This is a genomic window from Actinoplanes sp. NPDC023714, from assembly GCF_040639855.1.
GTDB lineage: Bacteria > Actinomycetota > Actinomycetes > Mycobacteriales > Micromonosporaceae > Actinoplanes.
In genome coordinates this window covers 72,676-95,384 of the sequence record NZ_JBFAAR010000002.1, presented here as the reverse complement: position 1 = coordinate 95,384, position 22,709 = coordinate 72,676, and the positions used below count along the sequence as shown (strand labels likewise).

Below are 22,709 nucleotides of genomic sequence, written 5' to 3'. Positions count from 1 at the left end.
TAGCGAGTTGGCGGCGGCGGCGGCGGCGGCGAAGCGAGCATGCTCTACGCCGAGCAGTTGACGGCAGTGCGGGCTAGCAATACGCGGCGTGACGAGGAGCAGACGGCAGCCTCGTCGCAGGGTTGCGGAACCCTCACGCGATCTTGGACGGTTGACCACCGTTTCCGGTGGGTGGTCGTCCAAGATCGCTTTCTGGGTGGGCAATCGTCCAAGATTGGTGGCGGTGGGTGGTCCCGCGTCCAAGATTGGCGGCGGTGGGTGGTCCCGCGTTCAAGATTGGCGGCTGTGGGCGGTCCCGCGTTCAAGATCGGTGACGGGTAGGGGGCGCGTTCGAGATTGGATCGGTGGTCGCCCATGGATGGCGGGCAGATCGCGGGCCTAGGGGCCGGCTGTTTGATGCACCGTGAGGATGCGATCGCCTTCGGGCACCGCGTTGATGACGGCCCGCGAGGTGCGGGCCTGCGCGGCGGCGGGGTACCACGGCGCGGCGGCCGCCACGGTCGCGGCAGCGCGGTCAGGATCAGCAGCGCGGCCGCCTGCGCCGCCCGGAACCGCACCGCGCCCACGACGACTCTGAACATGCGACTGCTCCCCCGCGTCGACGTCTGTCTGACAGCCTCACGCCACCGGCGCTGTCAGGCACACGCGCCCCGCGAGACCGTTACCCCTCCGATACCGGCAGCCACCGATGACCGCCGGGTGGCGAACGATGGTCGAAATCGATGCTGGAGATCAGGTGGGCCGCCGCTCCCATCCATGATCGGCGGGTAGGTTACCCCTCATGAGCATGCGTTTCGGGGTTTTCGTTCCGCAGGGCTGGAAGAACGATCTCGACGAGATCGCCGACCCGATCGAGCAGTACGAGGCGATGACCCAGGTGGCGAAGCTGGCCGACGCCGGCCCGTGGGACAGCATCTGGGTCTACGACCACTTCCACACGTTTCCCGAGCCCTCGATGCAGACCACGTTCGAGGCCTGGACCGTGACCGCCACGCTGGCCCGGGACACCAGCCGCGTCAACATCGGGCAGATGGTCGGCTGCAACGGCTACCGCCACCCGTCGCTCTACGCGAAGATGGCCTCCACCGTCGACGTCGCCAGCCGCGGCCGTCTCTACGCCGGTCTCGGCGCCGGGTGGTACGAGCACGAGTGGAAGGCCTACGGGTACGAGTGGGCCGACGTCCCCGCCCGGATGGCCGCCTTCCGCGAGGCGGTGCAGATCGTGCACAAGATGTGGACCGAGGACGAGCCGGTCTTCCAGGGCAGGCACTACAGCATCGACAAGCCGATCAACGAGCCGAAGGGCGTCCGCAAGCCCCACCCGTCGTTCTGGCTGGGCGGCGGCGGCGAGAAGGTGACGCTGAAGCTGGTGGCGCAGTACGCCGACGGCAGCAACCTCGGCAACGGCGACCCGGAGATCATCAAGCAGAAGCTGGCCGTCCTCCGGCAGCACTGCGACACCCTCGGCCGCGACTACGACCGGATCGCCAAGTCGACGAGCCTCAACGTCGAGCCGGGCGACACCACGGCCGGCCTGACCCGCAAGGTCGAGCAGATCCGGGACGCCGGCGCCGACTACGTCATCGCCTACTTCCCGCGCGCCGCCTACGACCACGAGCCCCTGCTCCGGTTCGCCGAAGAGGTGATTCCGCAGTTCACCTGAGAGTTCCGGCTAGACTTGACGGGCGCCTCGCCGGCCACGGCCGTGTGAGGCGTCACGCATGTTGCCGAGGTGAGAGCGGGCGGATTTTGGGTAGGCGGCGCCGATGCGGATAGGTGTCCTCGACGTCGGCTCTCAAGCGGTCAACCTGGTCGTCAGCGAGTCCGGCAACCGGATCGAGGCGAAGAAGCCCTTTCCGGCACGCTCGTGGAAGGTCCGGACACACGTCGCCACCTGCATCGACCCGGACGGCGCGATCGAGACGAAGGGCCGGGTACGCGTCGCGGACGCCGTCGCGGAAGCGGTGGGACACGCGCGTCGCGCCGGCGTCGAGGAGATCTTCGCTTTCGGTACGGCGGCGATCCGCGACTGCGCGAACCGGGAGCGCGTCCTCGACGAGATCGAGGACCGTTCCGGCATCCGGCTCGGCGCCCTCTCCGGCGTCGAGGAGGCCGAGCTGACGTTCCTGGCCGCCCGCAGCTGGCTGGGCCGCGAGGCCGGGCGGATGCTGCTGCTCGACATCGGCGGCGGCACCCTGGAGGTCGCGTCGGGGGTCCGGCAGCTGCCCGAGCTGGCACTGTCGCTTCCGCTGGGTGCGGGGCGAATGACGAGAGAGTTTCTGTACGACGGAGATCCGCCGTCCAGCGCCGCGGTCCGCCGGTTGCGCCGTCACGTGAGGAGCGAGATCCGCGACGGCGTCATGCCCGGCCACTGGCCGGCGCCCCGGACCGTGGTGGCAGCGTCCCGCACGTTCTACCAGCTGGCCCGGCTCACCGGCGCCGCGCCGATGCGCCACGGCCCGCACCGCCCCCGTTACGTCCAGCGCAAACCGCTGCGCAAGTGGATCGAGCGCCTCTCCCGCCTGCCGAGCGCCAAACGCGAGCGCCTGCCCGGCGTCTCCGCCCACCGGGCCCACCAGATCCTGGCCGGCGCGGTGATCGCCCACGAGCTGCTCGGCGCCTTCGGCGAGGACACCGCCCGGGTCTGCCCGTGGGGTCTGCGGGAGGGCATCCTCCTCCGCCGGTTCGCCGAGGAGCCCGACTCCCCGCAGGCCGCGTGCTGGACCCCGGCTCCCTGGTCGCGTTCCCTCGTCCTGGTCTGAGTCCAGGTCTGAGTCCAGGTCTGAATACTGGTCCGGCAAATCCGGCTTTCCCGGCGGCGGGGAAGTTTTCCTAGCGGTTTAGAAGAGATAATTCTGTCGGATCGTTGACGGAAAAATTGGCGGGCGCCTACGGTTTCCGGCGTGCCCGTCACTGGTGGTGTCCATGCCCTGGTCAGGCGCGCTCACGAGGAGCGCGTCCTGGCGATCCTCCGTGAGCACGGAACGCTGAGCCGGGCCCAGATCGCGGCCCGCTCCGGCCTGTCGCGCACCACGCTCTCGGAGATCACCGGCGACCTGCTCGGCCGCGGCGCGATCGTCGTGACGACCACCGACGCGCACCGGCGGGCGGGCAGCGGCCGCCCCGCCGAACTGCTGGCGCTCGACCCGAGGTCCGGCCAGTTCCTCGGCGTCGACCTCGGGCACACCCGGGTACGCGTCGTGGTCGCCGACGCGGCCCACGAGATCATCGCGAGCGGCGTCACCCCGTACCCGACGAAGATCTCCCTCCCGGCGCGCATCCGCGCGGCCCTGACCCTCGTCGATCGCCTGAGCCGCAACCAGGACATCGGCCTCTCCGCCCTGCAGGGCGTCGGGGTCGGCGTGACCGGCCCGCACCCGGCCGGCATCCCGCAGGCCACCGCCGACCGCGATCGGGGCCGGTCGGCCCGGGACGAGGTGCTGGCGGCCTTCCGGGAACGGTTCGCCGCGCCGGTGCTGGTCGGCAACAACACGCGGTTCGCGGCGCTGGCCGAGGCCGGGACCACCGATGCGCGGGACGTGCTCTACATCAGGCTGGCCGACGGCATCGGCGGCGGTCTGGTCGTCGGCGGCCGGCTGGTGGCCGGGGCCGGCGGGGCGGCGGGCGAGTTCGGGCACGTCAGCGCGGTCCCCGGTGGGGCGCTGTGCCGCTGCGGCAAGCGGGGATGCCTGGAGACCGTCGCCGCCGTGGCGCCGGCCCTGGCCGCGGCCGGCGCCGCGGACCTCGACGACCTGGCCGGCCGCCGGCACGAGCCCGCGGTCGCCGCCGCCATGGACCGCATCGCCGGCGCGGTGGGGCGGGTGCTGGCCGCCGCGGCGCTGGTCCTCGACCCGGAACTCGTCGTGATCGGCGGCCCTCTCGTCCGCGCGGTCCCGGAGCTGGTCGGCGGCGCGGCCCGGGTCATCGACGCCGAACGCATCACCGGCCAGGCACTCAGCGTGCGGGCGGCGCGGCTCGGGGACGACGACGGGGCGCGGGGAGCGATCGCCGCGATCTTCCGGCAGTCGCCGCTGCTCGACGACTACCACGAGACCGGACCACGAGAGGACGAACGGTGAGCCTGGTCGAGGCCGACACCAGGGCGGGGGCCGCTGTCGCTGCCGGCGCGCAGCCACGGCGGCGGCCGCCCGTACGCAAATTGATCTTGAATTTGATCTCGGTGGTGATCGGAATCGGGCTGTGGTGGGGCTTCTCGCTCGCGGGCCACGACATTCCGGCGCCGCCCGCGGTGCTGACCCGCGCGGGCGAGCTGATCGCCGACGGCACGCTGGCCGCGGATGTGCTGGCGAGCCTCACGCGCGTGCTGGCCGGATTCCTGCTCGGCGTGGCGCTGGCCGTGCCGGTCGGGTTCCTGATGGGCTGGTATGCCCCGGTACGCGCCCTGGTGGAACCGTGGATCCAGTTCTTCCGGACCATCCCGCCGCTGGCGATCATCCCGCTCGCGATCGTGCTGATGGGCATCGAGGAGACGCCGAAGATCTTCGTGATCTTCCTGGCCTCCTTCCTGTCGTGCGTGATCGCGACCCTCCAGGGCGTGGTCGGCGTCGACCGGACACTGATCAACGCGGCCCGGGTCCTCGGAGCCAATGACCGGATCATTTTCGGCCGGGTGGTGATCCCCGCGTCATCGCCGTTCATCCTCGTCGGGATGCGCGTCGGCCTCGGCTCGTCGTGGGCCACGCTCGTCGCCGCCGAGTTGATCGCCGCCCAGCAGGGGCTCGGCTACCGGATGCAGAGCGCGCAGCTCTACTACGACCTTCCGACGATCTTCGTAGGACTGATCACGATCGGCGTGCTCGGGCTGGGGATGGACCGGATCCTGCTGCTCGCGGAGAAGCGGCTGACGAGTTGGCAGGAGACCCGATGATCAGCATCGAGCATGTCCGGAAAGTATTCCCCCTGAACGGGCGGGAGTTCGTCGCGCTCGGCGACGTCTCCCTGGAGCTCGCCGGCAACGAGTTCGTCACCGTCGTCGGGCCCTCGGGCTGCGGGAAGACGACCCTCATGAACATCCTGGCCGGTCTCGAGACGCCGAGCAGCGGCCGCGCGCTGGTGAACGGCGCACCGGTGACCGGGCCCGGGCCGGAACGCGGGGTGATCTTTCAGCAGTACGCGCTCTTCCCGTGGCTGACCGTGCGCGAGAACGTCGAATTCGGCCTGCGCAACAAAGGCGTGCCCAAAGCCGAACGACGCCGGATCGCCGACCATTTCATCGAGCTCGTCGGCCTCGGGAAATTCGCCGGCGCCCTGCCGAAGACCCTGTCCGGCGGCATGAGACAGCGCGTCGCGATCGCCCGCGCCTACGCCGTCAACCCGTCGATCCTGCTCATGGACGAGCCGTTCGGCGCCGTCGACGCGATGACCCGCGTCCGGCTGCAGGAACAGCTTCTCGCCACCTGGGACCGGGAGAAACGCACGATCCTCTTCATCACCCACGACGTCGACGAAGCCGTCTTCCTCGCCAACCGGGTCGTCGTCATGGCGGCCCACCCCGGCCGGATCGCCGAGATCGTCGACGTCGGCCTGCCCTACCCCCGGACCGACGAGATCCGGCTCAGCCCCGCGTTCACCGCGCTCCGCAATCGCGTGTGGAGCGCCGTTCACCATCAGGAGCCCGTACCGTGAAAAAGGTCTTCGCGGCCATCGCCGCGGCATCGTTGCTCGCCGTTTCCGCCTGCGGCGGAAGCGGCGACGAGGCAGGCGGGGAATCGCTGCGGAAAGTGCGCTTCGGCTACATCGCCGACTACAACGGCACGAGCCTGCTGGCCGTCGCCGGCGATCAGAAGCTGTGGGCGAAACACGGCCTCGAGCCCGACGCCAAGGTCTTCACCAACGGACCGCTTCAGATCACCGCGATGAACGCCGGCGACCTCGACTACGGCTACATCGGACCGGGCGCGGTCTGGCTGCCCGCCTCCGGCAAGGCGAAGATCGTCTCGCTGAACTCGCTCGGCAACGCCGACCGCGTGATCGCGCAGCCGGGGATCACCGGCCTGGCGCAGCTCAAGGGCAAGAAGATCGGCGTCCCGGAGGGCACGTCCGGCGACATGATCCTGACCCTGGCGCTGCGGAAGGCCGGGCTCACGAACGACGACGTCGAGCGCGTGCCGATGGAACCGGCCACCATCGTCACGGCGTTCGCGGCCGGGCAGATCGACGCGGCGGGCATCTGGTATCCGCTGCTCGGCACCATCAAGCAGCGCACGCCGGACCTGGTGGAGCTCGCCGAGAACGCCGACTTCGCCGACCAGATGGCGTTCCCGACCGCGTTCGTGGCGGGCAACGACGTGGCCGCCGACCGGACGGCCGCCGTCAGGGAGGTGCTCCGCGAGGCCATGGACTACCGGGCCGCGCACCCCGACGAGACCGTGCAGCTCGTGGCGGCGATGAACAAGCAGACCGTCGACGCGGTGAAGGCCGACGCCGCGAACAGCCGGATGCTCGACGCGAAGACCGTCGACGGTTATGTCAGCGACGGAACGGTCGCGAAATGGCTGACCGGAATGGGTTCCTACTTCGTCGGCGCGGGCAAGCTGCCGTCCAATCCGGAGCCGTCGACCTACTACCTGGGCCTGCCGTGAACTTCCTTTTCCTGATGACGGATCAGCACCGGGTGGACACCCTCGGCGCCTACGGGAATCCGGGGGTGAGCACCCCGAATCTGGACCGCCTGGCGGCCACCGGAACGCGCTTCGACAGGTGGTACACGCCCACCGCGATCTGTACGCCGGCGCGGGCCAGCCTGCTCACCGGGCAGGCGCCGTTCCGGCACAAGGTGCTCGCCAACCGGGAGCGGAACGTCGGTTATCAGGAGGACCTGCCGGACGACGCGTTCACTTTCGGCATCGCGCTGAAGGAGCGCGGATACAACTGCGGTCTGCTCGGCAAATGGCACGCCAGCAGCGCGAAGTCGCCGGCCGACTACGGGTTCGACGGCCCGCATCTCCCGGGCTGGCACAACCCTGTCGACCACCCGGATTACCTCGCCTATCTCAAGGAGCACGACCTTCCCCCGTACGAAATAAATGATCGGATCCGGGGGACCCTGCCGAACGGCGGACCCGGAAATCTGCTCGCCGCCCGATTGAATCAGCCGGTCGAGGCGACCTTCGAGCACTATCTGGCGGACCGGACGATCGAGCTGCTGCGCCGTTACCGGAGCGAGGACAGGCCCTTCTATCTGGCCACCCACTTCTTCGGGCCGCATCTTCCCTACATCGTCCCGGACGAATACTTCGACCTGATCGACCCGGCCGGCGTGGAATTGCCGAAGTCGATCGCCGAGACGTTCGAGGGCAAGCCGCCGGTGCAGCGCAACTACAGCGCGCACTGGACGTTCGACACCATGCCGATCGAGGTGACGCGCAAGCTGATCGCGGTCTACCGGGGTTACGTGTCGATGATCGACTACGAGATCGGCCGGATCCTCGACGCCGTGGACGAGGCGGGCACCACCGTCTTCTTCACCTGCGACCACGGCGAGTTCACCGGGTCGCACCGGCTGCACGACAAGGGCCCGGCCATGTACGAGGACATCTACCGGACCCCGGGCATCATCCGGATCCCGGGCGCCCCGCCGCAGGTCCGCGACGAGTTCGTGAGCCTGCTCGACTGCACGGCCACGATCCTCGACCTGGCCGGCGCCGACACCGCCCCGGCGGTCGACTCGCGGAGCCTCGCCCCGCTGGTCCGGGGCGAGCGCCCGGAGTGGCAGCCGGACATCGTCTGCGAGTTCCACGGGCACCACTTCCCGTACCCGCAGCGCATGCTCCGCGACGACCGCTACAAGCTGGTGGTCAACCCGGAGTCGGTGAACGAACTCTACGACCTCGCCCAGGATCCGGACGAGCTGCTCAACGTCTACGGCCATCCGGAGATGGCGCCGGTCCGCGACCGGATGCTGGGACGCCTGTACCGGCTCCTGGTCGAGCGGGACGACCGGTTCTACCACTGGATGACGTCGATGTACCAGGTCGGCGACGTCGATCACGACCCGACCCTGAGCGGTCTCGACGATCAATCCTACTTATCCTAGCGATTATGGATTGTTGCACGCCGTCTTCGGACCGCCCGTCCGCCCACATCCCGGCGCCGCTCACGATCGGCGGCGCCGGGACGCACCGGATCGAGCAGATCCCCGTTCCCGCCCAGACCTTCGCGATGGGCGACGCGCACTCCGACGGCGCCTGGGCCGACGGTGAGCAGCCGGTTCATCCGGTACGGGTCCCCGCGTTCACGATCGACGCCACCGCGGTGACCGTCGCCGACTTCCGCGCCTTCGTCGCGGCGACCGGGTACCGGACCGACGCCGAGCAGTTCGGCTGGTCCGCGGTCTTCCACCTCGCCCTGACCGATCCCGAACAGGTCGTAGGCGAGATGCAGGGCACCCCGTGGTGGCTCGGCGTCTCCGGGGCCGACTGGCAGCATCCGGGCGGCCCCTCGGACACGGCCCACGACGACCACCCCGTCGTGCACGTGAGCTGGAACGACGCCGAGGCCTACTGCGCCTGGGCCGGCCGCCGGTTGCCGTCCGAGGCGGAGTGGGAGTGCGCGGCCCGCGGCGGCCTGCCCTCCCTGCGCTATCCGTGGGGTGACGAGCTGCCCGATACGGGCCATGCGCTCAACATCTGGCAGGGTCGATTTCCGTACGAGAACACGACCGCCGACGGATTCCTCACGACGGCGCCGGTCCGGTCGTTCGCGCCGAACGCGTACGGCCTGTGGCAGCCGGTCGGCAACGTCTGGGAGTGGGTCGCCGACTGGTTCGCCCGCGACTACTACGCCGTCGCGCCCGCCGAGGACCCGCGCGGGCCGGCCGAGGGGACCGCCAAGGTGATCCGGGGCGGGTCGTACCTGTGCCACGACTCGTACTGCAACCGCTACCGCAACGCCGCCCGCTCCGCCAACACGCCGGACTCCTCGACCGGCAACACGGGGTTCCGTACGGCGCTCTGAATTTTTTCGCGAAAGGCTTGGCACTCGCCGGGAGGCAGTGCTAAAAAATGTCTTGTCGGGCCAGGTCAGAGAGATCTGGTACCACACTCGGCGACGATTGACGGCCGAGCGCCACGAGCCGCCGGACAGTCCGGCGGCGGTCTCGAGGAGGTGGATCCGTGGTGCTGACTTTCGATCCTTTCCGTGAGTTCGACCGGCTCGCCGGCCAGATGCTGACCAGCCCCGTCTCGGGCGGTGCGAGCACGGCCATGCCGATGGACCTCTACCGCTCCGGCGACCACTTCGTCCTGCACTGCGACCTCGCCGGCATCGACCCCGGCTCGGTCCAGGTCGACGTCGACGGCCGCGTGCTGACCATCCGCGCGGAGCGGACCGCGCGGACCGACGCGGACGTCCAGTGGGTCCGGCGCGAGCGGCTGACCGGCACGTTCGAGCGCCGGCTCACCCTGGGCGACGGCCTCGACCTCGACCGGATCAGCGCGACCTGGCAGGACGGCGTCCTGACCCTGACCATCCCGGTGGCCGAGGCGGCGAAGCCCCGCCGCATCGAGATCATGTCCGGTCCGGGCCGCTCCTCGCTGACCGCAGCCGAGGACCCCGCATCCGGTCCGGCGATCAACGGCGACGTGGTGGAGGCCGCGAAGTCCTGACAGCGGCCACGATGGAACTCTCCCCATCCGCGATCGGGCCGGCGGTGCGCCGGCCCGATCACCGTTTCATCGAGCAGCACACGTATGAGGCCCCTGCCGATGGGTGGCGTTGCGGGACGCCCGGCGACGGGAGCCATGGGTCACTGATGGTCACAGCCACCCACAGCCGGGCGCCCTGGCCATCAGGAGACGCGCCCATCCTTGACCCCGTCACGGCGCCGCAGCGACCATCCGCACGCCGACTCCGGACCACGACCAGGCGTGGCGGGCCGAGCGGCCGGGCGTGGAGAGGGGGTCACTTCGGGGCCGAAGCCGCCGGTCCTGCTCCGCCTCGATGACGGTGAGACGGCCGGCCTGCGGCGCCGGGGGCAGGTGGCCTGCTATCGGCGGGCCGGGACGTCGGGGTGGGAGCCCCGGACCAGGCCGCGGGCGCCGGCGATGACGCGGGTGGCCTCGCGCTCGAGGGCCGCCGAGGTGGGCAACCAGCCGACCACGAGGTCGGCCGCATCGCGCATGGCGAGGACGTCGGCGGCGAAGGGTTCGGAGGGGGCCACCTGCCAGCCGGGGCGTTCGGTGCGGGCCACGTGGAAGAGGGGGCGGCGGCGGGCCGCCGCCTCCTTCAGGGCGACGGCGAGGCGTACGCCCTCCACGACCACGCCGGGGCGGAGGGCGTCGACCACCAGGTCGACGTAGGCATGCTGGCCGAGACGCTCCAGGAAGGCGGGACCGATGTCGCGGCGGTGGTTCATCACCATGCCGTGCTTGAGCAGCTCCTGCTCCATCAGGCTGCCGACGTTGACGGCCGGGCAGTTGGCCCGTTCGGCGATGGCGCGGGACAGCTTCGACTTGCCGGAGCCGGCCGGGCCGGTGACCACGATCGCCACCGGGAACGGCACACGGGCCGTCACGGCGACACCCGCGCGACGGTCCAGGTGACCTCGTGCCGGTGTAAGGGCACGTGCGGCGGGTGCTCCTCGGCGATCTGTCCTACCGTGCTCTCCATGATCTCGTGACCGTCCCACAGGGCCGACAGCTCGTCCGGGCCGGCGAGGGTGACGCCGGGAGTCCGGTGGTCGTCGGGCATCGGAATGCCGTCGCTCAGCGCACAGAACACGATTATGCCCCCGGGCCGCACGGATGCCTGGAGTTCGCGGTGACGCCGTACGCGATCCGCCGGATCCAGACAATGGAACAGTCCGTACGAGAGCAGGACGTCGAAGGGCCCATCGGGCGCCCACTGGGCGACGTCGCCCTGCAGGTACGACCCCTTGGGGACGTGGCCCGCCGCGGCGAACCGGTCGGCCAGGAGGTCGAGGGCCTGGCTGCTGACGTCCATGCCGGTCACCGCGAAGCCGTGCCGTTCCAGGAAGAGCGCGTTCTTGCCGTCGCCGCAGCCCGCGTCGAGGACCTCCCCGCCGGAGCACCACTCGAGGATCCTGCCGACGAGCCGGCCCGGACCCGGCCCCCACAGCGGGGCATGGCCGCGTTCGGCGTACAGCTCATCGTAGGAACCGGCGAACGTCATACTGATCCCATCAGTATCTGCAGGCTCGCCAGCACGAGCGGCCTGTTCAGCTTGGCGTGGGTGGCGAGGCTGCTCGTCATGACCGCCAGGCACGCCCGGTAGTCCGCGAAGGAGATCCCGGCGTCCCGGGCGAACCGGCGGACCTCCACCAGGCCGCCGAGGACGTTCCGGAGCTCGGTGGCGTACGGCATCAGCGGCAGCGAACCCGAATAGATGTATTCATTTGTCAGCGCACGCTCGAGGCGAATCATCTCCTGCAGATCGGCGCGCATCGGGAATGCGAGGAATTTCAGCGAGCATTCCAGCATGACGAGATCCACTACGAGACTGCTGTTGTTTGTACACCACGCGAAGTCGATGGGCCAGCACCGCCCGGCCGGGTCCACCAGAATGTTCTGGGAATGCAGATCGCCGTGCGAGATGGATTTCGGGACCCGGACCGTGCGCCGCAGGAGATCGCCGATCACCTCGGACGGCTCCCGCCACGCGACGCCGGAGAGGTTCTCGGTCCACTCCTTCAGCAGGACCCAGTCCTCCGGATGCACGACCGCCCCGCCGCGCCGCACGTGCCGGCTGAAGAGCGCGTCCAGCGTCATCGGGACCGGGCCGTTCGCGATCGGGTCCTCGTACCAGGGCGCCAGGCCGTCCCGCAGGAGCCGGCTCACCGACTCGGCCGAGTCCGGCCGTTCCCGCAGCCGGTTGCGCAGGCTGCTGAGCTGCGCGCCGCGGTTGAGGTTGACCAGCTCCTGCGCGATCACCGCCTTGGTCTCGCCACGGCGCCAGACCGGGCTGTTCGTGCCGTCCAGCAGCGGCGCCGCGAACTGCAGCACGGCCGACGCCTCGCGCTCGATCTTCCGCAGGGTGCCGACCTTGACGACGAAGCGCTTGGAGAGGCCGTCCGGAATCCGGTACCGGGCGTGGAAGGTCTTCGAGCCGCTCAGCCCCTTGTCCGCCACCTCGAGCAGGATCTCGGCCGATCCGGACGGCAGGATCGACAGGATGAGCAGTTTCTCCTCCTCGTCGAGTCCGTCCTGGAGAATGCGGCCGGCGAAATGCGCGCGCAGCTCGCGTGGCGAGCAGTTCATGCCCGGGAGGAAATGCCGATGATTACGATAGATGTCTTTGACGATCTTGTTTTCGATCGCGATCCTGCCGGTATCCGGCACTGACACTCCCGTCCTATTGCTACGGCCGGCGGTGCTACGACCGGCGGTCGAAGATCTCCGGGTGCCGGAAACGGGTCAGGGCCGCCACCACGGCGTCCACGTAGACCCCGGTGCGGTCGAGGGTCCCGTCGGTGAGCACACCGATCAGTCCACCGTGGTACGCCGTCCGGGACCCTCCCCAGAGGATCTCGCAGGCGTCCCGCAGCTCGTGCCCCGCCTCGATCAGCGGCAGCAGGCCGTCGGGCACCGCCACGCTGGTGGTGCTGCTCATCCCCTCCAGGCCGGCCCGGTCCACCACGACGACCCAGGCCGCGTTGAACCAGTAGCCCTCGACCTTCTGCAGGCCGCCCTCGATGCCGACGCCGTAGTCGGCGTCGAGATGCTTCTGCGCGTACACGGCCCGGGCCCGGGCGCCGGTCCGCGCCTCCTCGTCGCTGAGCGGCTGCGCGCTCACCCCGGACGGCGCGGCGATCGCGTCGAACGACCATTCGCGGTCCGGCCAGAGCTGGCCGCATGCACCGCGGACCGAGGCTATTTTGACCGGGTTCGTCGACCCGACGGCAACGCGCATGGCGCGATGCTAACAACACGCGACAGGCCCATGACTGACAGGTATCGATCTTTCGAGGGAGATCGCGGTGGAACACCGCGAGGGCAGGTGGAGCGCGCGAACCCGGCATGGCATGATTTCGATGCCGGTACCGGAAGTTGCAGCCGGAGCAGCCCGGCCGTAAGGAGCGCTCCCATGGCCCTGTCCAGGCAACGTGTGACCATCGCGGCCATCGCCGAGGCGGCCGGTGTCTCGGTCCCCACGGTGTCCCGCGTGCTCAACGGGCGCTCCGACGTGTCGCCCCAGACGCGTGAGCTGATCGAGAGGCTTCTCCGCGAGCACGATTACCGGCCCCGCAACTCTCGGCATTCGGGCCGGGCCCGGCTGGTGGACCTGGTCTTCAACGACCTGGACAGCCCGTGGGCGCTCGAGCTGATCCGCGGCGTGGAGGACGTCAGCCACGCGGCCGGGGTCGGCACGGTCGTCTCCCAGGTGCACCGGCGGACCACGGCGGCCCGGCAGTGGCTGCAGAATCTGCGGGCCCGCGCGTCCGACGGCGTCATCTTCGTGACCTCGGACGTGGCCGAGCCGATCCACGCCGAGCTGCACCGGCTCAAGGTGCCCGTGGTGATCATCGACCCGGCCGGCGGCGCGGCCGCGGACGTGCCGACGATCGGCGCGACGAACTGGTCCGGCGGGCGCACCGCCACCGACCATCTGCTGTCGCTGGGGCACCGGCGGATCGGGTTCATCGCCGGGCCGAAGAACCTGCTGTGCAGCCGGGCCCGGCTGGACGGCTACCGGGCCGCGCTGGAGGCGGCCGGGCTGCAGGCCGAGGAGGAGCTGATCGAGACGGGCGACTTCCGGCACGAGTCGGGGTTCGCGGCCGCGAGCAAGCTGCTGGACTCACCGAACCCGCCGACCGCGATCTTCGCGTCCAGCGACCTGATGGCGCTCGGCGCGTGCGAGGCGGCCCGGCGGCGCGGGCTGCGGGTGCCGGATCAGCTCAGCGTGGTCGGGTTCGACGACCTGCCCGAGTCGCAGTGGGCCTCTCCCCCGCTCACCACGGTCCGGCAGCCGCTCGCCGAGATGGGGGCGCTCGCCGCGCGGACCGTCCTGCGGTTGTCGCGCGGCGAGACCATCGAGACCCCGCGGGTGGAGCTGGTCACCAAGCTGATGGTGCGGGAGAGCACCGCACCCCTCGGCTGATCACCGGCTCCGCCGGCTGCCGAAGCCGGCGGCCGATCACTTGCTGAAGCCCGCGGTCAGACCGCTGAGCAGCTGCCGGCGCCCGATGATGTAGAGCGTCAGGATCGGCAGCGTGGTCAGCACGACCGAGGCGAGCACGGCCGGGATGTTCACGCTGTACTGACCCTGGAAGCTCCACAGCGCGAGCGGCAGGGTGCGCTGCTCGGGGCTCTGGGTCAGGATCAGCGGCAGGATGAAGCCGTTCCACACGGTCAGTCCCTGGTAGATGGTGACGGTCACCAGGGCCGGGCGGGTGAGCGGGAACGCGAGGCGCCACAGCGTGCCCCACTCGGTGGCGCCGTCCATCCGCATCGACTCGAAGAGCTCCTTCGGCACGTCGCGGACGAAGTTCCCGAGGACCAGCACCGAGAGCGGGATGGCGAACGCCAGCGACGGCAGGATGATCGCGCCGAGCGTGTCGTACATCTGCAGCTTGATGATGATCAGATAGATCGGGATGATCACCGCCTGGAGCGGGATCGCCAGGCCCATCAGGAACAGGCCGTTCACCCCGCGCAGGAACCGGCTCGCCGCGCTGCCGCGGACGATCGCGTACGCCGCCATGAACGACACCAGCACGGCCGGTCCGACCGCGCCGACCGTGACGATGACGCTGTTCACGAAGTACCGGACGAAGTCGTTCTCCAGGACGAACCGGTAGTTCTCCAGGGTCGGGCTCGTCGGCGGCGCCAGCGGGTTGGTGGCGTAGTAGTCGGACTGCACCTTGAAACTGGTGATCACGATCCAGTAGATCGGGAGCAGCACGACGATGAGCCAGAGCCAGCCGGCGAGGCCACCGAGGAAGTTGAAGTGCCGCAGATGCCCTCGTCGTCGCGACGCCGGCGTCTTCGCCGGCGCCGGCGTGGTCCGGCTGTCGAGCATGGTCGTCATCAGACACCTTCCAACTGACTCGACGAGGCGTCCCGGCCGCCCAGCCGGCGCAGGCCGAGCGCCAGCGCCAGGCCGACGAGCACCAGGATCACCGCGATCGCGCTGGCCGGGCCCATCAGGTCGGCCTTGAAGCCGCGCTGGTACATGTCGACCGCGAGGGCCCGGGTGGCGTCGCCGGGGCCGCCGGCCGTGAGCACCCAGATCAGGTCGAAGAAGGTCAGCGACCCGACCACCATGAGCGTCGACGACGTGATGATCGTGTACTTGAGCTGCGGCAGCGTGATGCTGAAGAACTGCCGGACCCGGCCGGCCCCGTCGATCTGGGCCGCTTCGTACATCGAGGCCGGGATCTGCCGCACGCCGCCCTGGTAGATCAGCGTGTGGAACGGGATGAACTGCCAGGACACCACGAAGACCACGACGCCGAGCGCGAGGGTGCTGTCACCGAGCCAGTCCTGCTGCAGGAACGGCCAGCCGAGGCCGGCGCCGAGCCCGAAGTTCGGGTCGAGAAGAGCCTTGTACGTGATGGAGATGGCGGCCTGGCTCAGCAGCAGCGGGACGAAGAAGAGCACGGCCAGCACCGACCGGTAGCGCTTCTGGGCCGCGATGAAGACGCCCAGCAGCAGCGAGATCGGGGTCTGGAAGAGCCAGGAGAGCGCCATGATCAGGAAGGTGACCCAGAGCGCGTGCGGCAGGCCCGGGTCGCTGAGCACGGAACGCCAGCTGTCCAGACCGGTGAACGGGATGTCCTGGCTCAGCCGGTTCCACGAGGTGAAGCTCAGCAGCAGCACGCCGATCAGCGGCACGACGCCGAACGCCACGAACGCGACGAGCGCCGGCCAGGCCATCCAGGTGACGGAACCGCTCCGCCCGCCGCTGTTGGCGGAAGGCGGAGCGGTCTGCACTACGGGCGGAGCGATCGTCATTTGCCGATGACCTGATTCATGCTGTCGGCGAACTGCTGGGGGGAGATCTGCATCTGGAACAGCTTGGCGATGTTGTCGAGGAGCGTCTCGGCGGCCGTCGGGCTCAGCGCCTGGTCCCAGGACTGCCCGAAGTACTTCGCGTTGCTGGACACCTGGTAGACGAAGTTCAGGAAGTCCTTGTCCGGCGAGGCGGCGAGCTTGGCGTCCGCACCCTTGACGATAGGCACACCGCCGGTTTCGATCCAGCCCTGCTGCTCGGTGTCGTCGAGGAGGCTCTTGAAGAAGTTCTTCGCGGTCTCCTTCTGCGCGTCGCTGGCCTTCGAGTAGATCGAGAGGAACTGGCCGGCGTTGCCGACGGTGTTGCTCGGGTCGCCGGTGCCGCCCTCGACCGTCGGGAAGCTCATGTAGCCGAGCTTGCCGTCCTTGATGAAGCTGCCGCCCTCGGCCGAGATGATGCCGTACGACCACGAGCCGTGCAGCATCATGGCCGCCTTGCCGCGGTAGAGCAGCGCCTGGTCGGCGTTGGAGTCGGCGGTGATCGAGGAGAAGCCCTTGACGAAGCCGTTCGCCTTGATCAGGTTCTGGATCTCGGTGAGGCCCTTGAGCGACGCCGGGTTGTTCCACGCGTTGGCCTGGCCGTCGAAGACCGACTGGAAGACCTCGGGACCGCCGATGCGGTCGAAGAGGAACTCCAGCCACATCATGTTGGTCCAGCGCGACTGGCCGCCGAGCGAGAACGGCGCGATGTTCGCGGCGTTGATCTTCGGTACGATCTCCATGACCTCGCCCCAGGTGGTCGGGGGCGTGAGCTTGAGGTTGTCGAAGACCTCCTTGTTGTAGAACATCACGATCGGCTGCACGGTCTCGCACGGCATCGCGTAGATCTTGCCGTTGATCGTGGCCGGGCCGAAGGAGGCCGGGAAGAGCCGGTCCTTGACCGCGGCGTTCTGGCCGAACCAGTCGGTCAGGTCGTCGACCTGGTCGTTGTCCACGTAGCTCTTCAGGCCGCCGCCGCCCCAGCCCCAGATGATGCTGGGCGCCTGGCCGGCGCCGAGGGCGGTCTTGAGCTTGTCCTTGTAGGCGTCGTTCTGGAACGTGGTGACCTTGATCTGGCCACCGGAGTTCGCCTTGTTGAAGCGGTCGACCGCGCCCTGGCGGATCGGCTCACCGGGAGGGCCGCTGAGGAACCAGTAGCTGGCCTCGCCGGAGGCGGTGTCGCCACCGGAGCTGTCGGAGGGACCGGAACTGCCACACGCGGCGAGGGCGGCGCCCGCGGCGGCTCCGGCGGACAGGGTCAGAAAACTCCTGCGTTTCACGCTGGTCTCCGTATTCGAAGAAGCCGCGGCGGGGCACGGCTGGCGATATATGGCGATGGCAGCTGACCGGATCTTTCACACCGGAAGGTTTCCCGAACCGGTTAAGTTTCGAAAGTTTCGGCCCCCTGCCGCAATTTAACGCGAGGTTTCGTTAACGTAGGGTTTCGCCGTCACAAGTGTCAAGACCCTTGCGGTAACAGTGCTCACAGCGCGAGAGTTGGCAACGTCCGCCCGCGCCCTGAGCCCCCGGCAAGCGCAAATGGCCGCCGATCGGCGGGCACTGAAAGTTTCGGAGGAATTCCTTGACAACAGATCAGCCGACTCACCCCTGGCGGGATCCCGGCCTGCCGATCGCCGAGCGCGTGGAGGCGCTGCTGGCCGAGATGTCGCTGGAAGAGAAGGTCGCGCAACTCGGCAGCCGCTGGATCGGCAAGGACAAGGGTGCCACCGGCGCCGCCGGGCCGGAACCGGAAGACAGTCACAACGTTGCACCGATGGAGGACGAGTTCGGAGCCGGCGCCGCCCTCGAGGACGCGAGCCGGCACGGCCTCGGCCACCTCACCCGGGTCTACGGCAGCTACCCGCTCACCGTCGCCGAGGGCGCGGCCGAGGTGGTCCGGCAGCAGCGCATCGTGATGACCTCGAACCGGCTCGGCATCCCGGCGATCGTGCACGAGGAGTGCCTCACCGGGTTCACCGCGCACGGCGCCACCGTCTATCCCTCGGCCACCGCGTGGGGCGCCACCTTCGACCCCGAGCTGATCGAGCGGATGGCCGCCGCGATCGGCCGGGACATGGCCGCGCTCGGCGTCCACCAGGGCCTGTCCCCGGTGCTCGACGTGGTCCGCGACTACCGGTGGGGCCGGGTCGAGGAGGCGATCGCCGAGGACCCGTACCTGGTGTCGCTGGTCGGCGCCGCGTACGTGCGCGGCCTGCAGAGCGCCGGCGTGATCGCCACGCTCAAGCACTTCGCCGGGTACTCCGCCTCGCGCGGCGCCCGCAACCACGGTCCGGTGCCGATGGGCCGCCGGGAGCTGATCGACGTGATCCTGCCGCCGTTCGAGACCGCCATCTCCCAAGCCGGCGCGCGATCGGTCATGAATTCCTACTCGGACGTCGACGGCGTGCCGGCCGGCGCCGACGAATGGCTGCTCACCGAGGTGCTGCGGGACGAGTGGGGCTTCACCGGCACGGTGGTCTCCGACTACTGGGCGGTGCCGTTCCTGGCCGGCAACCACCGGGTCGCCGCGGACTCCGGCAGCGCCGGCGTGCTCGCGCTGACCGCCGGGATCGACGTGGAGCTGCCGGACACCATCGGGTACGGCGAGGAACTGGTCGCCCGGGTCCGCCGGGGCGAGGTGCCGGAGGCGCTCGTCGACCGGGCCGCCCGCCGGCTGCTCACCCAGAAGGCCGAGCTCGGCCTGCTCGATCAGGGGTGGACGCCGGAGGCGACAGTGGCCGGAGCGGCCGGCGTCGACCTGGACTCCCCCGCCAACCGGGAGATCGCCCGCGAGCTGGCCGAGCGCTCGATCGTGCTGCTCGACCCGGGCACCGCGCTGCCGATCGCCCCGGGCGCCCGGATCGCCGTGACCGGACCGTGCGCCGACGATCCGCGCACCTTCCTGGGCTGCTACGCGTTCCCCAACCACGTCCTGCCCCGCTATCCGGGCGTCGACGCGGGCATCGCGATGCCCAGCGCCCTGGAGGCGCTGCGGGCCGAGTTCGGGGAGACCGCGATCTCGTACGCCGCGGGCTGCACCGTCGACGGCCGCGACCGGTCCGGGTTCGCCGCCGCCGTGGCGGCGGCCGAGCAGGCCGACGTGACCCTGGCCTTCGTCGGCGACCTCGCCGGCCTGTTCGGCAACGGCACCTCGGGCGAGGGCTGCGACGCCGCGGACCTGCGCCTGCCGGGTGTGCAGGCCGACCTCGTCGAAGCGCTTCTCTCGACCGGGAAGCCGGTCGTCGTCGTGGTCGTCTCCGGCCGGCCGTACGCGCTCGGCGACGTCGCCGGCCGGGCCGCCGGCCTGGTGCAGGCGTTCATGCCGGGCGAGGAGGGCGGCGCCGCGATCGCCGGCGTGCTCTCCGGCCGGGTCCAGCCCAGCGGCAGGCTGCCGGTGCAGATCCCGCGGCACCCGGGCGGGCAGCCCGGCACCTACCTGCAACCCCGGCTCGGCGCCGACCACCTGGGCGTGAGCAACCTCGACCCGACGCCGCTGTTCGCGTTCGGGCACGGGCGCTCCTACACCCGCTTCACGGTGGGCGATCTGCGGATCAGCGACGAGCGGGTGCCGACCGACGGCGCGTTCACGGTCACCGTGCGGGTCGCCAACACCGGCGAGCGGGACGGCGCCGAGGTGGTCCAGCTCTACCTGGCCGACCCGGTCGCCGAGGTCACCCGTCCGGTGAAACAGCTGACCGGCTTCCGGCGGGTGCCGCTGGCCGCGGGCGAGGCCGCCGACGTGGTGTTCTCCGTGCACACCGACCGGACCGCGTTCACCGGCCGCCGGATGCGCCGCATCGTCGAGCCCGGTGAGCTGCGGGTCCTCGTCGGGTCGTCGGCCGCGGACCTGCCCTGCGAGGGAACCGTGCACCTGGACGGCCCGGTGCGCGAGGCCCCGGCGGGCCGCCGCCTGATCACCCCGGTGGAGGTACGGCCCGCCGATTCGTGACCCCGGTGGGCACCCCCGGCCCGACCGGCGAACACTAGGCTTTCCCTGTGCCCCGAAGCATCAACGACGACGAGCGGCTGCGCCGTCTCGAAGCGGTCGCCGATGCGACGCTGTCCCGGCTCGACGTCTCGGATCTCCTCGACGAGCTGCTGGACCGGGTGCGCGATCTGCTCGACGTCGACACCGCCGCGATCCTGCTGCTCGACGTGCACGCCCAGCAGCTCGTCGCGACCGCGGCGAAGGGCCTCGAGGAGGAGGTCCGCAAGGGGTTCCGGATCGCCGTGGGCCGGGGGTTCGCCGGCCGGATCGCCGCCACCCGCAAGCCGGTGCGGATCACCGAGGTGAGCGAGGCCGACGTGGTGAACCCGATCCTGCTGGAGAAGGGGATCCGGTCGCTGCTCGGCGTGCCGATCCTGGCCGGGCACGACCTGATCGGCGTGCTGCACATCGGCACGCTGAGCCGGCGGATGTTCGGCGACGACGACGTGGCGCTGCTCGAGCTCGTCGCCGACCGGGCCGCGGTGGCCGGCGGGATCCGCTCGGCGAAGCTCGATCAGCAGGCCGCGCTGGCCCTGCAGCGCAGCCTGCTGCCGGCCCGGCTGCCCGACGTCCCCGGCATCGAGCTGGACGCGCGCTACGTGCCGGGCCACGCGGCCGGGGTGGGCGGGGACTGGTACGACGTCTTCACCCTCCCCTCCGGCTGGGTCGGCGTGGTGATCGGCGACGTGTCGGGGCACGGGCTCGCCTCGGCCGTCGTGATGGGCCGGATCCGCAGCGCGCTCCGGGCGTACGCCCTGATCTGCAACGACCCGGCGGAGGCCCTCACCCTGCTGGACCGCAAGGTCCGGCACTTCGAGGCGGGCAGCCTCACCACCGCGCTGTACGCCATGATCAGCCCGGACCGGGGCCAGGTGCTGATCTCCTCGGCCGGGCATCTGCGCCCGGTGCTGGCCGAACCGGGCCGGCCGGCCGGGCTCGCCGCGATCGTGATCGACCCGCCGCTCGGGGTGGGGCGGTACGGCCGTCCCCGGCGCAGCACCGCGCTGACCCTCGTACCCGGCGCGGTGCTCTTCTGTTTCACCGACGGGCTCGTCGAACGGCGCGAGCGGGTCATCGACGTCGGCCTCGAGCAGCTGGTCGACACGGTTCGGGCGGCCCCGGCCGCCGTCGTGTGCGCTACCGTCATGGCGGATGCCGGCGTCGAGCAGCCGACCGACGACGTCGCCGTGCTGGCGGTCCGCCGCTTCTGACGCGGCCATGTTTCCGGTACGGAAAAATCTCTGAACCCTCTTGTTCGCCACGGATTCAGCGGAAAAGATGGGGCCGCATGCACTGATACCACAGCTGGAGGCCGGATGAGCGCCAAGACGGTTCTGCACAACTTCGTCGCCGGCGAGGCCGTCGCGCCCGCCGAGGGACGGTACGAGGATCTGATCGACCCGGCCACCGGCGAGGTATTCGCGTCGGCTCCGGTGTCCGGCGCCGCCGACGTCGATCGGGCCATGCAGGCCGCCGCCACCGCGTTCCAGGAATGGCGCACCACCACCCCCGGTGACCGGCAGAAGGCGCTGCTCAAGTTCGCCGACGCGGTCGAGTCCCGCGCCGGGGAGCTGGTCGCCCTCGAGTCGCAGAACACCGGCAAGCCGCTCGGCCTCACCGCCAGCGAGGAGCTGCCGCCCGCGGTCGACCAGATCCGCTTCTTCGCCGGCGCGGCCCGGCTGCTCGAGGGCCGGTCCGCCGGGCAGTACATGAACGGCTTCGAGAGCTACGTGCGCCGCGAGCCGATCGGCGTCTGCGCGCAGGTCACGCCCTGGAACTACCCGCTCATGATGGCCGTCTGGAAGATCGCCCCGGCGCTCGCGGCCGGCAACGCGGTCGTGCTCAAGCCGTCCGACACCACCCCGGTCACCACGGTCCGGCTCGCCGAGATCGCCGCCGAGTTCTTCCCGGCCGGCCTCTTCAACGTGGTCCTCGGCGACCGCGACACCGGCCGCGCGCTGATCGAGCACAAGACCCCGCAGATGGTGTCGATCACCGGTTCGGTCCGGGCCGGCATGGAGGTGGCCGGGTCGGCCGCGGCCGACCTCAAGCGCACCCACCTGGAGCTGGGCGGCAAGGCCCCGGTCGTGGTCTTCGCCGACGCCGACGTGGCGGCCGCCGCCGCGTCGATCGCCGAGGCCGGCTACTTCAACGCGGGCCAGGACTGCACCGCCGCGACCCGGGTGCTGGTGCACGAGGCCGCCTACGACGACTTCGTGGCCGCCCTCGCCGAGCAGGCCAAGGGCATCAAGACCGGGCTGCCGGACGACGAGGACGTGCTCTACGGGCCGGTCAACAACGCCGGCCAGCTGGCCCGGGTGGCCGGGTTCATCGACCGGCTGCCGGACCACGCGGTGCTGCAGGCCGGCGGCGCGCGGGTCGGCGACCGCGGCTACTTCTGGTCGCCCACCGTCGTCTCCGGGCTGCGGCAGACCGACGAGATCATCCAGAACGAGGTGTTCGGCCCGGTCATCACCGTGCAGAAGTTCAGCACCGAGGCCGAGGCCCTGGAGTACGCCAACGGCGTCCCGTACGCGCTGGCCTCGAGCGTCTGGACGTCCGACCACGGCACCGCCATGCGGATGACCCAGAACCTCGACTTCGGCTGCGTGTGGGTGAACTGCCACATCCCGCTGGTCGCCGAGATGCCGCACGGCGGCTTCAAGCACTCCGGGCACGGCAAGGACCTGTCGGTCTACGGCCTGGAGGACTACACCCGGATCAAGCACGTCATGCACAACGTGGGGGCCTGA

Annotated in this window: 20 protein-coding genes; 13 read left to right on the top strand and 7 right to left on the bottom strand. The window is 70.3% G+C overall.

The genetic code is table 11. The features are described 5' to 3' along the window. The first annotated feature begins 781 nt into the window (after positions 1-781). From AB0G10_RS08200 to AB0G10_RS08160, 9 genes are all read left to right on the top strand, one after another. Positions 782-1,663 carry an LLM class F420-dependent oxidoreductase gene (locus AB0G10_RS08200; protein ID WP_360918067.1) on the top strand — a complete coding sequence of 294 codons (882 nt, stop codon included), beginning with the start codon at positions 782-784 and terminating at the stop codon, positions 1,661-1,663. Positions 1,664-1,766: 103 nt separating this feature from the next. Continuing rightward, the gene (locus AB0G10_RS08195) at positions 1,767-2,762 is read left to right on the top strand and encodes a Ppx/GppA family phosphatase (protein WP_360918066.1); all 996 of its coding nucleotides are present in this window, start codon (positions 1,767-1,769) and stop codon (positions 2,760-2,762) included. A 141-nt stretch (positions 2,763-2,903) separates the two neighbouring features. Then, the gene (locus AB0G10_RS08190) at positions 2,904-4,079 is read left to right on the top strand and encodes an ROK family transcriptional regulator (RefSeq protein WP_360918065.1); all 1,176 of its coding nucleotides are present in this window, start codon (positions 2,904-2,906) and stop codon (positions 4,077-4,079) included. Then, the gene (locus AB0G10_RS08185; RefSeq protein ID WP_360918064.1) at positions 4,076-4,888 is read left to right on the top strand and encodes an ABC transporter permease; all 813 of its coding nucleotides are present in this window, start codon (positions 4,076-4,078) and stop codon (positions 4,886-4,888) included. The genes AB0G10_RS08190 and AB0G10_RS08185 overlap by 4 nt, the downstream gene beginning before the upstream one ends. After that, positions 4,885-5,646 carry an ABC transporter ATP-binding protein gene (locus tag AB0G10_RS08180; protein WP_360918063.1) on the top strand — a complete coding sequence of 254 codons (762 nt, stop codon included), beginning with the start codon at positions 4,885-4,887 and terminating at the stop codon, positions 5,644-5,646. Before AB0G10_RS08185 ends, AB0G10_RS08180 begins: the two co-directional genes overlap by 4 nt. Beyond that, positions 5,643-6,602, top strand: coding sequence for an aliphatic sulfonate ABC transporter substrate-binding protein (locus AB0G10_RS08175; protein WP_360918062.1), 960 nt, complete (start codon positions 5,643-5,645; stop codon positions 6,600-6,602). Before AB0G10_RS08180 ends, AB0G10_RS08175 begins: the two co-directional genes overlap by 4 nt. Then, positions 6,512-8,056 carry a sulfatase-like hydrolase/transferase gene (locus tag AB0G10_RS08170; RefSeq protein WP_360918061.1) on the top strand — a complete coding sequence of 515 codons (1,545 nt, stop codon included), beginning with the start codon at positions 6,512-6,514 and terminating at the stop codon, positions 8,054-8,056. Before AB0G10_RS08175 ends, AB0G10_RS08170 begins: the two co-directional genes overlap by 91 nt. A 5-nt stretch (positions 8,057-8,061) precedes the next feature. Beyond that, positions 8,062-8,976, top strand: a complete 915-nt coding sequence (locus tag AB0G10_RS08165; protein WP_360918060.1) for a formylglycine-generating enzyme family protein — start codon at positions 8,062-8,064, stop codon at positions 8,974-8,976. A 158-nt stretch (positions 8,977-9,134) separates the two neighbouring features. Further along, positions 9,135-9,626 carry an Hsp20/alpha crystallin family protein gene (locus tag AB0G10_RS08160; protein WP_360918059.1) on the top strand — a complete coding sequence of 164 codons (492 nt, stop codon included), beginning with the start codon at positions 9,135-9,137 and terminating at the stop codon, positions 9,624-9,626. Between the two features lie 380 nt (positions 9,627-10,006). On the opposite strand, the gene AB0G10_RS08155 is transcribed toward AB0G10_RS08160, so the two are convergent. The 4 genes from AB0G10_RS08155 to AB0G10_RS08140 all read right to left on the bottom strand — a co-directional run bounded on the left by AB0G10_RS08155 (position 10,007) and on the right by AB0G10_RS08140 (position 12,888). After that, the gene (locus tag AB0G10_RS08155; protein WP_360918058.1) at positions 10,007-10,534 is read right to left on the bottom strand and encodes an AAA family ATPase; all 528 of its coding nucleotides are present in this window, start codon (positions 10,532-10,534) and stop codon (positions 10,007-10,009) included. After that, entirely contained in the window at positions 10,531-11,151 is a 621-nt protein-coding gene (locus tag AB0G10_RS08150) for a class I SAM-dependent methyltransferase (protein WP_360918057.1), read from the bottom strand. Before AB0G10_RS08150 ends, AB0G10_RS08155 begins: the two co-directional genes overlap by 4 nt. Next, entirely contained in the window at positions 11,148-12,236 is a 1,089-nt protein-coding gene (locus tag AB0G10_RS08145) for a hypothetical protein (protein ID WP_360918056.1), read from the bottom strand. Before AB0G10_RS08145 ends, AB0G10_RS08150 begins: the two co-directional genes overlap by 4 nt. Before the next feature lie 115 nt (positions 12,237-12,351). Then, complete coding sequence (locus tag AB0G10_RS08140; protein WP_360918055.1) at positions 12,352-12,888, bottom strand: inosine/xanthosine triphosphatase; 537 nt, start codon at positions 12,886-12,888, stop codon at positions 12,352-12,354. Positions 12,889-13,062: 174 nt separating this feature from the next. Here AB0G10_RS08140 and AB0G10_RS08135 point away from each other — a divergent pair, with 174 nt between their 5' ends. After that, positions 13,063-14,076: a LacI family DNA-binding transcriptional regulator gene (locus tag AB0G10_RS08135; RefSeq protein ID WP_360918054.1), complete on the top strand. Its 1,014-nt coding sequence runs from the start codon at positions 13,063-13,065 to the stop codon at positions 14,074-14,076. A gap of 36 nt (positions 14,077-14,112) precedes the next feature. On the opposite strand, the gene AB0G10_RS08130 is transcribed toward AB0G10_RS08135, so the two are convergent. Genes AB0G10_RS08130 through AB0G10_RS08120 form a run of 3 tightly spaced genes read right to left on the bottom strand, consistent with a single transcriptional unit; the run spans position 14,113 to position 17,248 of the window. Then, a complete protein-coding gene (locus AB0G10_RS08130) occupies positions 14,113-15,006 on the bottom strand; it encodes a carbohydrate ABC transporter permease (protein WP_360918053.1) in 894 nt (297 codons plus the stop codon). Continuing rightward, entirely contained in the window at positions 15,006-15,932 is a 927-nt protein-coding gene (locus AB0G10_RS08125; RefSeq protein ID WP_360918052.1) for a sugar ABC transporter permease, read from the bottom strand. Before AB0G10_RS08125 ends, AB0G10_RS08130 begins: the two co-directional genes overlap by 1 nt. After that, positions 15,929-17,248 (bottom strand): extracellular solute-binding protein, encoded by a 1,320-nt coding sequence (locus tag AB0G10_RS08120; RefSeq protein ID WP_360918051.1) that lies wholly within the window; start codon positions 17,246-17,248, stop codon positions 15,929-15,931. The genes AB0G10_RS08125 and AB0G10_RS08120 overlap by 4 nt, the downstream gene beginning before the upstream one ends. A gap of 302 nt (positions 17,249-17,550) precedes the next feature. Between AB0G10_RS08120 and AB0G10_RS08115 the strand changes: the two genes are divergently transcribed. The 3 genes from AB0G10_RS08115 to AB0G10_RS08105 all read left to right on the top strand — a co-directional run bounded on the left by AB0G10_RS08115 (position 17,551) and on the right by AB0G10_RS08105 (position 22,709). After that, complete coding sequence (locus AB0G10_RS08115; protein ID WP_360918050.1) at positions 17,551-19,917, top strand: glycoside hydrolase family 3 N-terminal domain-containing protein; 2,367 nt, start codon at positions 17,551-17,553, stop codon at positions 19,915-19,917. Between the two features lie 47 nt (positions 19,918-19,964). Continuing rightward, a complete protein-coding gene (locus AB0G10_RS08110; protein ID WP_360918049.1) occupies positions 19,965-21,167 on the top strand; it encodes a GAF domain-containing SpoIIE family protein phosphatase in 1,203 nt (400 codons plus the stop codon). 105 nt (positions 21,168-21,272) lie between these two features. Continuing rightward, a complete protein-coding gene (locus AB0G10_RS08105) occupies positions 21,273-22,709 on the top strand; it encodes a gamma-aminobutyraldehyde dehydrogenase (protein ID WP_360918048.1) in 1,437 nt (478 codons plus the stop codon).